Below are 13,457 nucleotides of genomic sequence, written 5' to 3' on the forward strand. Positions count from 1 at the left end.
CTGCGGAGCAGGCGCCGTCATGACAGAACAGGACTGAACATCGGGTGCGGGACATACGGCACCCGGCCCGCCGCACCTCACGACGGGCCCCGGCCATCCCCTCCGCCAGGAGCACGCGGCGGACACGTAAAGCAACGGTTTGTAAACGCAACGTAGCGCGCCCGTGCGGGCAGCGGGAAGGCACCTTCCGGCCAGCCTCCGACGAACACCGGCCGCGCAACGCGTCTCGGACAGCACCTGACATCCAGCAACCGTGGACAAGCCAGCAGCGCCGGTGCCCCGTCCCGGCCGGTTCCGGAGCCCCGTCACGGCCCGCTCCATCGCCCGGCCCCGTGCCAGCCCATTCCCGTCCATGCCGCCCGCCCCTGTTGGCGCCCGCCGGTCCGGGGTTGACCCACCGGTGATCTTGGGCGTTTGGCCGGGCACGTCTGTTCCGCGTCTCCTGGAGGGAACCCATGCACCTGCCCTCAGCCCGCTTGGACCCTAGGGACGGCGGGCTGGCAAGTCCTCGCGGGCACGCCAGAAGTCTGCGTTCTGGGGCTCAGCCAGCCAGCCCGCCATGCGCTCGGCGCCTGCTTCGAACGCTCGGGACAGCGAGATGTCGTCGTCACCGACGGTGAACGCAAGGACATCGACGTCATGGGTGCCGTGGTCACTCTCGCACCAGCAGCCCACATTCACCGAAGCGGTCACCTCGTGCTGGCCCTGGTCCGTCCAGCCCACCTGGAACTGGAACTCCAGCCAGTCGCTCCCGCTGGTCGGCTGAACAATGTCCAGGAGGAGAATCACCCAGGTCCGGGACAGCGGACCCGTGAAGACCGCATGCTCCAGTTTCCACTCCCACATCGCTGCGGCGCCCTGCGGCTGAGCCGCGTCAACGATGCGGGCCGCGCGCTGCAGCGATTCGACAGCGGCAGCAGACAGATGGGGAAACAGCGTGCTCACGGGAACGTGATCGAAGTTGCCGCGGCTCATGGGCATGAGCTGATCATCCGGTCACTCAGGCGCCCACGACAAGGGGTCTCCCCGCTCCGAAACACGCAGGCCGCCCGGTTGGGTGTCCCCCCGTACCACCGGGTGATACCGGTCGTGGCCACTACCCTGCCGCTGCTGCGCCGCCCCGGTGCCGGCGGACCGGTCTGGCACGGTTCGGCCGGGATGGCTGGCACACCCTCACGGCCGTGTTCGACGACCCGGACGGCGGCGAGCTGCTGGCCGTCGAGCAGGCCGCAGCTCAGCAGGCCCGCCAGGAACGGCGCGCGGCAGGAGCGGGAACGGCGCCGTCCGGCCTGCCGCCGCTGCCCGGCGCAGTTCTCGGACGAGCGGTGGGAGGAGAAAGGAATGGGACTGGAACAACGACGGTCTGTGCGCCGGTTGCCGCCAGGCCGACGCCGACCAGCGGGCGCTGGAGGCCGCCCGGGCCGCGAACGCCGCGCTGCGCCCGTGCTGGACGTGCCGGGGCTCGACCGGGGGGGAAGGAAGGTGCGGAGCTGGAGCTGCGGGAGAGGCCCGGCCGGACCGGCTGGAGTGCCCCGAGTGCTTACAGGCCCGCGCCGCAAAGGACTTGGGCCCGCTGATGCTGCCGGTCCCGGCCAAGCGCGAGCTGGTGGCTGTGCTGGTCTCCGCCCCGGACGATCCGTGGTGGGAGGAGCGGGTGTTGCATGCCAAGCTCTACCCGGCGAAGAACCGGGCGTGACCTGTTGGCGGTTGGTGTCGGGGGTCGTGTTCGGTCTGGTAGGGCGGGTTGGGTGCCGCGTGGCACCGGTCGCCGGGGTGGTGTGGTCCGGGCCGGGTACCGCTGGCCCGGCCTGCTGCGTCTTCGCTGGCTGCTCTGGGCCGCCGGGTGCTGCGGTCTGTCAGGGCTGCATGTGCTGAGCACGCAGTCGTCGCACGCGTTCGTCCGCCCGTTCCAGGTCCTCGCGCGTGGGGTCGGGGCCCAGAACCAGCAGGAGGTACGGCGCGAGTCCGTCGAACGCCTCCCGCACCTCCCGTAGGGCGCCACGGTAGGCCCTGCGCTGGCGCAGGGCGGGGTCCCACATCATCTCCTCCCATTCGAGTTCGTCGCCGGACGCCCCCGGGTCGACCTCCAGGTCGCTGTCGAATCCGTCGATCGGAACCTGTGACTCCAATGCCCGGCGCAGTGCCCGAAGGGCCGTGTCGGCCAGTGCCACGGCCCCGTCGTCCGTTCTGCCGGGCCCGGTGTCTGGCCCTTTGGACAGGCCAGGAACGGTACGGTCCAGCTGCGGGAGCATCCCGTGCTGGTTCAGCACATCGAGTAGGGCCCGGTAGGCCGTGTCGAACCGGTCGCGGGCCGCGTGCAGGCCGTCGAGCTGCTGGCGGCGCTGGGGGACGTAGTTCGTCAGGACCCGCCACGGTGAGCCTGGGTCGGGCCCGTGCATCCCCTCCAGCTTGAGCTCCAGTGCCATCGCCGTCTCCTCCACCAGCGCGTATGCCTGCTGCAGGGCCGGGTCGATGAAGCCGACGATCTCGGCGCGCAGTTCCTCGCAGGCGAGCGTGAACGCGTCGTCGACGCTGGTGTGGACGTGGTCCATCGGCTTGGTCCGCAGGGTGCGCAGCCACGGCTCGTACGGGGGCAGCGCGGCCAGGAGGCGGGCGGCTCGCGCGGCGTCGCCCGCTGCGACGGCACCGTCCCGCGGCGCCGCGCCCGGGGCGCCCTCGCTGCTGGCGTCCTGAGCGTGCCCCGCGGCTACGCGTCCGCCTTTCTCCCCGGTACCGGCCGGGTGGACCTCCAGGTCGTGCGGGTCCCATCGTCCGATCGGTTTCCCGGGAAGGCGACCTTCTCCTGCCCCGCGGCCGTTCCGGGCGGGGCCGAGATGGATGTGCACGACCGCGGCCTGGATCAGGTTCCCGTGAATGGTGCTGCCGTCGACCCGGTTGTGCGTGTGCGATTCGCCGGATCCCTGGGTCAGAGCGCCAGATCGGGGCACCGAGCCCCCATTCCGGACCGGCTGCTGCTTCGGCACGCCTGCCTGCCCGTTGTTCTCCTCCTGCACTATCCCCCCAGGCTATGCGTTTGCCAGCCTCCATCATCCGTCCGCTCCGATCCGTCGCGACACCGATTTCGCGAAGCCACCGTCACCAAGGCCGCGAGGAGCGCCTGGAATGGGAGGCCAAAGAACAGCTGGAGGCTGTCCGGGCCGCGAACGCCGTGCTGCGCCCGTGCTGGACGTGCCGGGGTTTGATCGGCGGGAAAGCGGGCTCGCTGCTGGAGCTGACCGTGAAGGCCCGGCCGGACCGGCTGAGTGCCCGCAGTGCGTCAGCGACCGGGAGAGAGGAGCTGGGCCCGCTGGTGCTGCCCGCCCCGACCAGGTGAGAGCAGATGGCCGTCCTGGTCTCCACCCCGGACGACCCCTGGCGGGAGGAGCGGGTGCTGCATGCCAGGCTTTACCCGCCCAAGCACCGGGCGGCATGAGAATCCGACCGCCGGCCACGACGGTTCTACCCCCGGGCCGCCCGGGCCGGGGCGGCCGAGAGCGGTACCTGGGACGGGCCCGGGTTGTTGGGCAGGGACGTGGAGTGGACTTCTCGCCTCAAGGCCTTGAACGATGCTGTCGAAGCTCGGAACCGGGCGATCGCCGAGGTGCGCCGTGCCGACGCTCACGTGGTGGAGCTGACCGCCCAGGCCGCCGCGGTCGGGGTGCAGGGTGTGTCCCTGGCCCGGGTGCTGGCACGGCTTGAGCCCCTGCCGAATCAGGAGCGTCCCCCCCGTCGGCGATCCGGGTCCGGTCGTCCCGCCGGTCCAGCCTGCTCCGGATCCTCCAGGTGAGCGGGGCTGGCGGGACGGCCTTGAGCGCTACACCCTCCGGGAAGGGCGGGAACGGCAGATCCTGCCCTGGAAACCGGCGACGGTTCGGACGTACTTCGCTCGCTCCAAGCAGCGCGGTATCCCCGTCCCCGACGGCGTGCAGGACAAGACGGGGGCGAGCCGTTACACCGAAGAGGAACTACGCACCTAGCTGTATTGACCCGCAGGGTTGTTCACGCGGCTGATCGGGGGTTGGCCTCCGAGTGCGGTGTGGCAGCGATGGTAGTTGTACTGGTGCAGGAAGTCGGCCAGCGCGGCGGTGCGCTCGTCGTTGCTGGTGTAGGCGCGCTGGTAGGCCCATTCGTCGAGCAGGGTGCGGTTGAAGCGTTCGACCTTGCCGTTGGTCTGCGGCCGGTAGGGGCGTATGCGCTTGTGGGCGACGCCGGCATCGGTCAGGGTCCGGGTGAAGAGCCTGGACTTGTAGCAGGAGCCGTTGTCGGTCAGGACGCGTTCGACGGTGACGCCGTGGCCGGTGAAGAAGGCGTGTGCGCGCTGCCAGAACGCGGCCGCGGTCTCCTGGCGCTCGTCGGCGAGGACCTCGCTGTAGGCGAGGCGGGTGTGGTCGTCGACGGCGGAGTGGACGTAGCTGTAGCCGATCACCGGCTTGCAGCTGCTGCGTTCGGTGGTGGTGGCCTGGCGGTTGCGGTCGCCGGCCTCTCGGCCGACCGTGCGCCATCCGCCTCCGTCGGGGATGTTGCCGAGCTTCTTGATGTCGACGTGGACGAGTTCGCCCGGACGTTCGCGTTCGTAGCGGCGTATCGGTTCGCCGCTGGGCCGGTCGAGCCAGGCGAGGCGGTTGAGGCCGTGGCGGCCCAGGATCCGGTGCACCGTCGAGGCCGGGATGCCGAGGATCGGGCCGATCCGGGCCGGGCCGAGCTTTCGTTCCCGTCTGAGCTCGCAGACCCGGGCCTCGACGGCGGCGGGTGTGCGGTGCGGGGTGGTGCGGGGCCTGCTGGAGCGGTCCAGCAGGCCTTCCTCGCCCTCGGCCCGCCAGCGCCGCACCCACTTGTGGGCGGTGGCCCGGGAGATGCCCATCTCGGCCGCGACGTGCGCGACCGGCCGGCCTGAGCGGACACGATCGACCAGGAGCCGCCTGCCATGCACGGTCAAGCGGGCATTACGGTGGGACACGAAGACCTCCGTGTGTGGTGTGGAGCCTAGACACCTCCACCACACCGGAGGTCTTCGCCATGATCAAGCCCGACCACCGTCAACAACGCTCGTGGTCAATACACCTAGCTCGCGGCGTGGACCGCGCAGGCCGGCACCGAGCCCCCGGCGCTGCCCGAGCAGCAGTCCGAGGAACCCACCGCCGTGGCAGAAGAACAACAGTGACCACGACAAACCCGCCCAAGCGGCTATCGCACACGCGGGCCCGGGCGACCGTCGATGGCCAGTCGCCGGTGGCGCACACACACTGGAAGTCGAGGCGAGACCGGGTCTTGCGCGGTCATCCGTAGTTGCTGGAGCGCCTCAACGGCGTCCTCGTCGCAGTAGCTGCAGAGGCCCAGCGGGGCATCGTTCTGCTCAGTCATGGACTGAGAGTCGCAGCTCCAGCGCTTCGCGGGAAGGGCTTTTGGGGCAACCCGGCCCAGCCCGCGTCCGGTGCCCGCCCACTCCCAGCGCATCCCGAGTTCGGTGAGGCCGACGGCGCGGTCGGTGGCGGCCGCCAGGTTCCGGGTCTCCTACTCCGCGTGCGTCACCTTCGCGGCCGGCTTCTGCCCCGGCGCCAGGGGGCCGAGTCCGAGGACGTGCTCCAGTGTCCACTGCTGCGCCGGGACGAGCTTGTCCCGGGCGGCCTGCTGCGCGCGGCCCCACCCGGCCAGGTCCTAGACGAGTAGTTCCGAAGTCGGTCAGTGGTCGTAGGCGATGAGTGAGCGGGTGACGGGTTGGCCGGTGGTGCGGTTGTGCCAGATTGCGCGGGTCATCGCCAGGAGTCGCTGGCCGACCCGGACGGCGACGCCCTCGATGCTGCGGCCGCCGTGCTGTTCGAGGCCGAGTTGGCCTTTGAGGGTGTCGTTGACGGACTCGATCAGCTGGCGGACGGATTTCAGCAGGTCCTCGCCGGGGCGTGGGGCGTGGTTGCGGTAGGACGGCCGGAGCAGTTGGACGTCGTACTGCTCCAGGAAGCGGTCGAGTTCGGCGGAGACGTAGCCCTTGTTGGCGAGGATCAGCAGGCCGGGGCGCTCGCGCACGAGTGCGGGTTCGGTCTCGACGAGCGCGGCCAGGACCTCGCGCTCGTCGACCTTCGGGCTGGCCAGGGCCCAGGTGACGGGTAGCCCGGCTGGCGTGCAGACCAGGTGCAGCTTGAGGCCCCAGAACCAGCGGGAGTGGGAGCGGCTGTAGCCGTAGCCGGCCCAGCCGGCCAGGGCCGAGCGGCGCGTGGTGTCCCGGGAGCGGCCGCATTCCACCGGTGTGGAGTCGGTGATCCAGACCGGGTCGGCCCACAGGTCGCTTGCCCGGGCCAGGTCGCGGATGGCCTGCTGGAGCAGTGGCCGGGCGGCGCGCAGGCGTTTGTTGTAGCCGGGCCGGTCGGGCAGGTTCGGGAACATGCCGCGCAGATGGACGCGGGCGAAGCGGATCCAGCGGGCCTCGGAGTGGAAGCCGAGCAGGGCCTGGGCCACGGCCAGGCAGACCGGTTCGGAGTCCGTCAGCCGCGGCGGGCGGCCCAACCACCGCGTTCGGGGCAGATGATCATCGATCTGTACATAGAGTGCGGTCAGGAGGGTGTCCAGCTCTTCGGTCGTCACAACCCGATGCTGGACACCCTTCCTGCGCGTCCGGACCAGAACCGGCAAACCCAGCCGACTTCGGAACTACTCGTCTAGTTGTTGAGCCGCGCCGCGGTAGTTGAAACCTGGTTAGGCAAGCTGGAGCTGGGTTCTGTCCCGCGCGAACGCCGACCTTGCAGGTAGGCGCGTAGTCGTCTGTTCCTCCCCTCCGAGCCTTGACTAGACCGCGCGGTTCGTCGTTGGTGTGCCGTAGGGTCCGCTCATGATCGCGCGTCCTACTGGGCAAGCGGAGGGGCCGTACGATGCCGCCTTCCTGCCACGCCAGCAGATGATCCTCAGTGCCGCCTCGCAGCCGATTGCCGACCCGGTGGCCAAGCTCGGCGGCGAACCCGTCTGGCTCGCCGAACCGACCTGGCCGGTGCATCCGGGGTCCGGCGAACCGCTGGTGTTCATCGGACAGTTCCCCGTACCCGGTCCCGAACTCCGGCTGGCCTACCTCTTCCTGCACGAGGACCACATCGTTATGGGAGGAATCGACCCGGAGGACGGCGAGGCCGTTCTGTTGGTGCAACCGGACGGCCGCATCCCGCTCTTCGCCGCCATCGGTCCGCCCGGAACGCGCGGACGGACCCTGTGGCGCTGGGGTCCCGGTGACACTGAGATCCCGGTCGAATGGTGCGTCGACCTTCAGCCGGTGCCGCCCGACGTCGACCGCACAATCGACGAGGAAGCGGCATACCAGCGCGGCATGCGCGGCGACGGTCCTGACATCGACGACTGCGACGGGGAGGAACTGCACGACTACTACGGCGGCACCGCCACCTACCCCAACCACGAGGCGCGGGTCGACGCCCCCTGGCATTTCCTCTTCAAGATCAGTGACGCTGGCGAGGGCGAGGACGATCCGTACTTTCTCAACTTCGGCTACGGCTACGGCTACGCCTTTGTCAGCCCCGACCACCGCGAAGGCCGCTTCTTCTGGGAGTGCTCATAAGCGCGCAAGGGTGCCAAGAAGACTGACAACTCACGGCTTGTTGCAAGAAGCGTGACCACGTGCTGCCAACAAGCGTGTCCGCCGACCAGAAATCACCGGCCCACCCGGCCCTGCTGGTTCCAACTACCGCGTCCTGGCTCAGTTGTGTGACTCGGCAGGCTATCCGTCGTGTCAGCGTGGAATCTGTCGTCCAGGGTCAGTGTCGATCTCGCCGACGAGGTGGACCGTGGCACGTTCGGAGCTGTCCGGCCGATCATTGGTGGCGTGCTCTGGCTGTTGCTTTTGGCGCCTGCGGCGGCGGCCTGAAGTCGATTGCCGGAGATCTGCCGCTGCGCGACCATCGTCGGATGGATACAGGTGAGGGTCGGAAGCTGGTGCGGGTTGTGCAGACGTGCTCTGCCTACCCGTCGCAGTGGGATGCCTGGACGGTAGACGGCCAGTACCTGTACCTCCGATACCGGCATGGTGGGGGCTGCGCCGAGTGGCACCCCGGGCCTGAGGATGATGTCGACACGCCGGGCTCGTGGAACGAGGGCCTCTCGGGGCTCCTCGTCGAATGGGACGACGGCACCGACGGCGGTGTCATCGGCCTTGAGGACTTCCTCGCAGCAGCGGGTTTGGTGCTGGCGCCGGGTGCCTCGGTGAGCTGAGGCTTCTTCGAAGTTGGCGACAGCTTGATTGCCGAACGATCACCAGCCCTCAGACACCTCGCCGATTCAGCGACAGTTGTCATGCTGACCCGACCACAGAACCGCGCGCCGAGCACCGCTTCTGGCGACAAGTAGCGTGCTGAGTCACAGATCCGTGTCCGATGCAGAGTGCGGGTCGTAGGCTGAATCGGTGGCTGCTCCTGGTGAGGTCTTCGACATCGATGCGTTGCGGAATCTCCTGTCCGGCCTCTACGCCTCACCGGTTGCTGTCGACGGTTGGGAACGGATGGGGCCGTGGCCCGGGTCCGGCTCCGGAGCACTGCCCCGCTTCCACGCTCCGTCGTCGTGAAGTGGGTAGCGGGCGGGTCGCGCGAGGCGCGCACGGCCCCGTGGCGGATGTGTACCGGGCTGGCCGCTCTCCAGTTCCTCGGCGAGGACCTCGGGAGCGGTCTCGCACCCGGCGTCGTCGCCGCCGACACGGCCGCCGGGTTCCTCGTCCTGGAGGACCTTGAACCCCGCGTGCGCCTCGACCAGCTGCTTCGACGGGACGGCGCGGCAGCGCACGGTGGCAGGCTGGCGGCGTTCGCCCGGGTCCTCGGTGCGCTGCGCGCTCACCGCGGGACGGGCCGGGACCTACTACGCCCGCCGGGCCGAGCTGGGACCGGTGGACCCCGCAGCGGACCGGGTGGGACGACTCGCCCCGTTCCGGAAGGCGGGAATCGAGCACGCCTCGGCCCTCGGGGCGCCCATCGAAGGTCGGGCCGCGCATGAACTTGCTGTGGCCATAGACGAGTTGACCAATCCCGGCCCGTTTCTCGCCCTCAGTAACCAGGAGGCGGAAGCCAACAACGTCCTGCTCCACGCCGCCGGCCCGGCCGACGCCCGACTCGTCGACTTCGAATTCGCCGGCTACACCCACGCACTGACGGATGCCGTGTGCCTATATGTACCGGGCCCGGCCTGGCTGACGGTAGGCGACCCGACTACTACGGGCCTGGCCGACCACTACCGTCACGCCCTGGCCCAAGGCATCCCGGAGGCCGAGGACGACCGACGGTACGGAGGGGGCCTGGCCGCTGCTTGTGCGTCTTGGGCACTGGTCCGCCTGCAGCGGTTCCCCCGGCTCGACACCCGCTCACCAGGCGACCACAGCCGACTCCAGCTCGTCGCGACGCTGGAAGCCGCCGCGCACACCTGCGAAACCCAGCGGGCCCTGCCCCGGCTCACCGCCAGAATCCGCCGTATCGCGGCCGTACTGCGCCGGCGCTGGCCCGACGCGGATCAGGACTACGCCGACCCGGCGGCGTTCCCGCCCTACCAGGCCCGGCTCTGACGCCACGCACCCTCGCACGGTCCCACCGCGCCTCGACCGCCGGAATCGAGCACGTGGCGAGGAGGGGGGTTCGACGCCGGTGCTGGTACTGCAGTGCCGGGACGGTCTCGAATTCCTGGCTCGCCCGTGGGTGTCGGTGGGTGGGGCGATGATCGTCGGTGACCTGATCGTTGATCGTGCCCTGCCCTGAGAGGACTGGCCAATCGTGATCCTGGAGATTTCGTTCGCTGCCGGGGAGGTGTCCTGGGGGGAACAAGTGAGGAGGTTCCCGTCCTGTCCGGAGGAGGTCGAGGAGTTCGTGGGCGAGGCCCTCCGTTGCTCCGCCAACCGGCATGCGTGGTTCACCTACAGCCATCCGGAGGCGACGCGCCCCCACGCCTGCCTCCGGGCGACGGTTGACCGTACCGGCCGCTACGGGGCCCTGCTGTGGATGAACACCGGCCGCAAGGGCGGGAGCTACGACTGGATCTGGCTCTCCGACAATCTCGACCCCTCGGGCGACGAGCCCGAGCTGATCTCGGACGACCACACAGGCGCGATCTACGACCCCTCCAGCGTGCTGCCCCTGTCCCAGATCGCGGGCGTGATCCACAGATTCTGCCTCGACGGAACAGGAGAGCGCCCGGACGGCATCGGCTGGGTCACCGGAGAGTACAACGGCTACCGCAACGACACCGGCAAGGGAGGGCTCATCGAGGACTGAGCCCGCCCCCGGTACCGGGTGTGCCCAACGACCGGCCGGCCACCAACCACCGCACACCGCCCATCTGCGCCGACTGCGGGGCCCGCCCCGAAACCCCCACCACCGGCGACGGCCGCGCCCTGTGCAGCACCTGCGCCCACATCCACCGGCTGCGCACCCGCCAGCAGGCCGCCGCCGAGAACTCCCGCGCCGCGGCCACCGAGGCCGCCACCCTGCTCGCCGACGAGCTCACCAGGAGACCGAGGCCGTTGTCGCCACCGACCTTCGGTTGGGCGTCAGGGTGATCGAACAGGTCAGACAAAGGTGTTCTGATCGCCGCCAAGGCTGCTGTTGCAGTCGCGGCACAGGGCCTGCAAGTTGCTCTCATCGCTATAGGCCTTACTGGCCGCGTCGGTGGTGATCTTTCCGTCCTGGTCCGGCTCCGCGTGATCCATGATCCACTGCCGGAAGGGGATCTTGTGCTCCACCGTGATGTAGTTGTCCGAGGGCCGGGCCGGGTGCCTCGGGACCTGCTTGTTGCAACGGGGGCAGTTGTACAGGCCGGTCGCGGCGTCCAGCAAAGGGTTGAACAGGTTGTCCTGGACGCCCGCCCGGTACGGGAAACGGGAGTTGCCGTCCCAAAAGCCGCGCTCCGGGGCATCGGTGTAGCTGGGCTGGCCGCGGCCTCCGGCGGCCTGCTCGCGCAGCCGCGGGCTGTGCGCCCGGGAGGCGTTGTTCCGCTGCCGGACACGGTCGGCGATTCCGTCCGTGCGCTGGATCATACGGACGACGGCGGCGTTGCCCACGCTGCACTGCAGAGCGAGCAGGCCAGACGGATCCTGTTGCGGGAGCCGCTTCGTGCCAGCCGCGGTCCGCTCCCCGCTCGCGTTGCTGCGGTGGTCCTTCGTCGAGTCGTGCTTGTGCGCGCTCAAGACTCAGCCCCTCTGCTGCTGCCCAGATGCCTTCCCCCCTTTTTATCCGTGCGGCGGGCGGTACGACATGACTCCGGAGGCAGCGCCGGGTGAAGTCGACGAAGCCCGATGGGGCAAGCCCGCAAGGGCCCTAGTGACGACCCGTCAGATCGGGGTGGACGTGTTGCTCGCTGGGCGCGTCGTAGGCCGCCCGATGGCCGGCACCTCGGAAACCCCGCCCGGATGGGTCTGCTTGGTGGTGGGCACCCCGGGTACCCACCACTCGGTTCCTGCTTGTCCGCCGGCCTTGCCCCGCCGCTGTCCGTGCTCGTACGGCCACGCCTTCGGATGCGCGCTCGGCTGCGCCCCGACCTGCCCGTCCCGGTGCGCGTTCGGCGTTCGGACAAGGGCAGGAGGGAAGCGTTTTGGCGTGAGTCCTGAGACCCAATAGCTCCCGGGACTATTGATGCTCTTTCATGAATTTAGTCATGACTTGTCGTGTCAATCCGACAAAAGCCCGATACAGGTCGCATACGTCTGTAAATGTCTGGTGCCACGCCGGCCGGGTGCAGGAGCCTTCGCGATCCTGCCGAGGCGGCGTGTCCAATGACGTGTAACCGGAGGGATCTGCCGATGAAGCGGACCACACACATAGCCAGCAGTGCCATCGCCGCAGCGACCGCGAGCGCCTTGCTCCTGGCAGCTGCCCCCGCAGCCCGGGCGGCTGACGTACCGTCGCAAGCCGAGCAGGCCGCCCGTGTCGTCGAACGGGCCACCGGCGTCAAGGACCTGGCGGCCACCGGCACCACCGGCGAGGCCGCCGCGCATGCTCAAACGAACAAGAACGGGCAGACCGCCACCGCTACGGCTCCCAAGAACGCCTCCGACCAGGTCAGGATCACCGCCCCGGACGGCACCGTCGCAAGCCTCGGCCTGCCCGAAACACGCCCCACCGCCGGCACCCGGACGGGCAACGGTACTGTCGTCTACCCCGACGCCGCTCCCTCGACCGACATCGCCGTCCAGCTCACGGACGACGGCGGCGCCCGCGCCCTGGCCGCCCTCAAGGACCCCAGCGCGCCGACCGAGCAGCACTACAAACTCGACCTCCCCGCAGGCTCCGCGGCCGTCGCCAACGAAACCGGCGGATACGACCTCATCCGCCCCACCGAGGGTGGCGCCGCCGTGACCGTCGGTCAGATCGACGCGCCATGGGCCAAGGACGCGAAGGGCAACCCCGTCCCCACCACCTACACGCTGGAAGGCAACACCCTCATCCAGCGGGTCGACATCACCAAGGACACCGCCTTCCCCGTCGTCGCCGACCCCAAATGGACCTGGGGCAACATCACCGGAACCGTGTACTTCAACAAGGGTGAGACGGCCGACGCCGCAGTGAACATGAGCTTCATCGCCGGCATAATAGCCGCAGGCGGCGTCCCGGGGCTGTTGAGCGCAGCGACGCTCGCCAACATCGCACGCGTCGCGTTCCTGGCGCAGAACCACGGCAACTGCCTGAAGGTCAAGATCCCCATCCTGTACCCCGACGAGTACTCCGGCGGCAACTGCACGTGAATGATGCCCAACCCGCCCGTACCGCCTTAGGAGACAGCGTGACTGATGGCCGTATCAACCTGGTCTACGTCCTGTTCCTTGTGGTCATCCTGTTGCGCTTCTTCCTGGCCCGTCGAGGCCAGGGATCGCCCCAGTTGATCCCTGGCAGCACGACGGGACGAATCGCTGCTGGAGCCGGCTTCGTGTTCGCACTCGGCACGATACTGACCATGCGCCTGAGCTGGACAGGCACGACATTCGCACTGATCCCCTCGGCCTGCTTCGCTCTTGGCCTCGGGTGGCTGGGAGATCTGGCCACACGCCGAACAAGGGCACGACGCTAGGGATACCGGCAGCAACGTCCGCGGCGCTGCCGGGGCGGGGAGCACGGTGCGCCCCCGCCCCGGCAGCGCCGCCGTTCTCGCCTCCGCTGGGGCGCCGTCCCCACTGTGCCCGCGGCCACCGTCCGGGGCCGGGTCGGGGTGCTGCTCGTTGGTCGGTGGCCGCGGCCTCGGCGGTTTCTAACGGGGTGTTCCGGCCCCAGGTGAACGGATCCGAGCGGCCCCACTTTTAGGCCGTGTGGGGGATGGCCTGGGTCAGTGTGCGGAAGGAACGGTTCGGGGTCGCCCCACTCTCGATCGAGTGAGGTCTGGTGGTCGACCACGCATCAGGGATGGCGGTTGCTGGAGGACCGGTAGCGTGTGTCATGTGCCGCCCGCCCGGTCGCGCCCCCGACAGGATGCGTCAGGGCGGGCAGCGCTGTGTTCGATGCCGG

13 protein-coding genes are annotated in these 13,457 nt (G+C 69.4%); 8 read left to right on the top strand and 5 right to left on the bottom strand.

The window, feature by feature from the left end:
* Positions 1-483: 483 nt before the first annotated feature.
* Positions 484-981 (bottom strand): hypothetical protein, encoded by a 498-nt coding sequence (locus ABTZ03_RS40815; protein WP_350518307.1) that lies wholly within the window; start codon positions 979-981, stop codon positions 484-486.
* Positions 982-1,564: 583 nt separating this feature from the next.
* Between ABTZ03_RS40815 and ABTZ03_RS40820 the strand changes: the two genes are divergently transcribed.
* Complete coding sequence (locus ABTZ03_RS40820) at positions 1,565-1,696, top strand: hypothetical protein (RefSeq protein WP_350518308.1); 132 nt, start codon at positions 1,565-1,567, stop codon at positions 1,694-1,696.
* Positions 1,697-1,856: 160 nt separating this feature from the next.
* Here ABTZ03_RS40820 and ABTZ03_RS40825 read toward each other — a convergent pair whose 3' ends face one another.
* The 3 genes from ABTZ03_RS40825 to ABTZ03_RS40835 all read right to left on the bottom strand — a co-directional run bounded on the left by ABTZ03_RS40825 (position 1,857) and on the right by ABTZ03_RS40835 (position 6,576).
* Entirely contained in the window at positions 1,857-3,014 is a 1,158-nt protein-coding gene (locus tag ABTZ03_RS40825; RefSeq protein WP_350518309.1) for a hypothetical protein, read from the bottom strand.
* Positions 3,015-3,973: 959 nt separating this feature from the next.
* Positions 3,974-4,957, bottom strand: coding sequence for an IS481 family transposase (locus ABTZ03_RS40830; RefSeq protein ID WP_350518310.1), 984 nt, complete (start codon positions 4,955-4,957; stop codon positions 3,974-3,976).
* Between the two features lie 722 nt (positions 4,958-5,679).
* The gene (locus tag ABTZ03_RS40835; protein ID WP_350518311.1) at positions 5,680-6,576 is read right to left on the bottom strand and encodes an IS982 family transposase; all 897 of its coding nucleotides are present in this window, start codon (positions 6,574-6,576) and stop codon (positions 5,680-5,682) included.
* 244 nt (positions 6,577-6,820) lie between these two features.
* Here ABTZ03_RS40835 and ABTZ03_RS40840 point away from each other — a divergent pair, with 244 nt between their 5' ends.
* The 5 genes from ABTZ03_RS40840 to ABTZ03_RS40860 all read left to right on the top strand — a co-directional run bounded on the left by ABTZ03_RS40840 (position 6,821) and on the right by ABTZ03_RS40860 (position 10,522).
* A complete protein-coding gene (locus ABTZ03_RS40840; protein ID WP_350518312.1) occupies positions 6,821-7,552 on the top strand; it encodes a hypothetical protein in 732 nt (243 codons plus the stop codon).
* Positions 7,553-7,899: 347 nt separating this feature from the next.
* Entirely contained in the window at positions 7,900-8,202 is a 303-nt protein-coding gene (locus ABTZ03_RS40845; RefSeq protein ID WP_350518313.1) for a hypothetical protein, read from the top strand.
* A gap of 508 nt (positions 8,203-8,710) precedes the next feature.
* On the top strand, positions 8,711-9,535 hold the full coding sequence (locus tag ABTZ03_RS40850; RefSeq protein WP_350518314.1) for a hypothetical protein: 825 nt from the start codon (positions 8,711-8,713) through the stop codon (positions 9,533-9,535).
* Positions 9,536-9,740: 205 nt separating this feature from the next.
* The gene (locus tag ABTZ03_RS40855; protein WP_350518315.1) at positions 9,741-10,238 is read left to right on the top strand and encodes an Imm1 family immunity protein; all 498 of its coding nucleotides are present in this window, start codon (positions 9,741-9,743) and stop codon (positions 10,236-10,238) included.
* Positions 10,239-10,258: 20 nt separating this feature from the next.
* Positions 10,259-10,522 (top strand): ADP-ribosylation factor GTPase-activating family protein, encoded by a 264-nt coding sequence (locus tag ABTZ03_RS40860; RefSeq protein ID WP_350518316.1) that lies wholly within the window; start codon positions 10,259-10,261, stop codon positions 10,520-10,522.
* Between the two features lie 9 nt (positions 10,523-10,531).
* On the opposite strand, the gene ABTZ03_RS40865 is transcribed toward ABTZ03_RS40860, so the two are convergent.
* Complete coding sequence (locus ABTZ03_RS40865; RefSeq protein ID WP_350518317.1) at positions 10,532-11,149, bottom strand: HNH endonuclease family protein; 618 nt, start codon at positions 11,147-11,149, stop codon at positions 10,532-10,534.
* Between the two features lie 612 nt (positions 11,150-11,761).
* On the opposite strand from ABTZ03_RS40865, the gene ABTZ03_RS40870 reads away from it, so the two are divergent.
* Together ABTZ03_RS40870 and ABTZ03_RS40875 are read left to right on the top strand one after the other, a co-directional pair.
* The gene (locus ABTZ03_RS40870) at positions 11,762-12,703 is read left to right on the top strand and encodes a hypothetical protein (RefSeq protein ID WP_350518318.1); all 942 of its coding nucleotides are present in this window, start codon (positions 11,762-11,764) and stop codon (positions 12,701-12,703) included.
* 38 nt (positions 12,704-12,741) lie between these two features.
* Positions 12,742-13,026, top strand: a complete 285-nt coding sequence (locus ABTZ03_RS40875) for a hypothetical protein (protein WP_350518319.1) — start codon at positions 12,742-12,744, stop codon at positions 13,024-13,026.
* The last annotated feature ends 431 nt before the right edge of the window (positions 13,027-13,457 follow it).

The organism is Kitasatospora sp. NPDC096077, assembly GCF_040303245.1.
In the GTDB taxonomy this organism is placed as follows: Bacteria; Actinomycetota; Actinomycetes; order Streptomycetales; family Streptomycetaceae; genus Kitasatospora.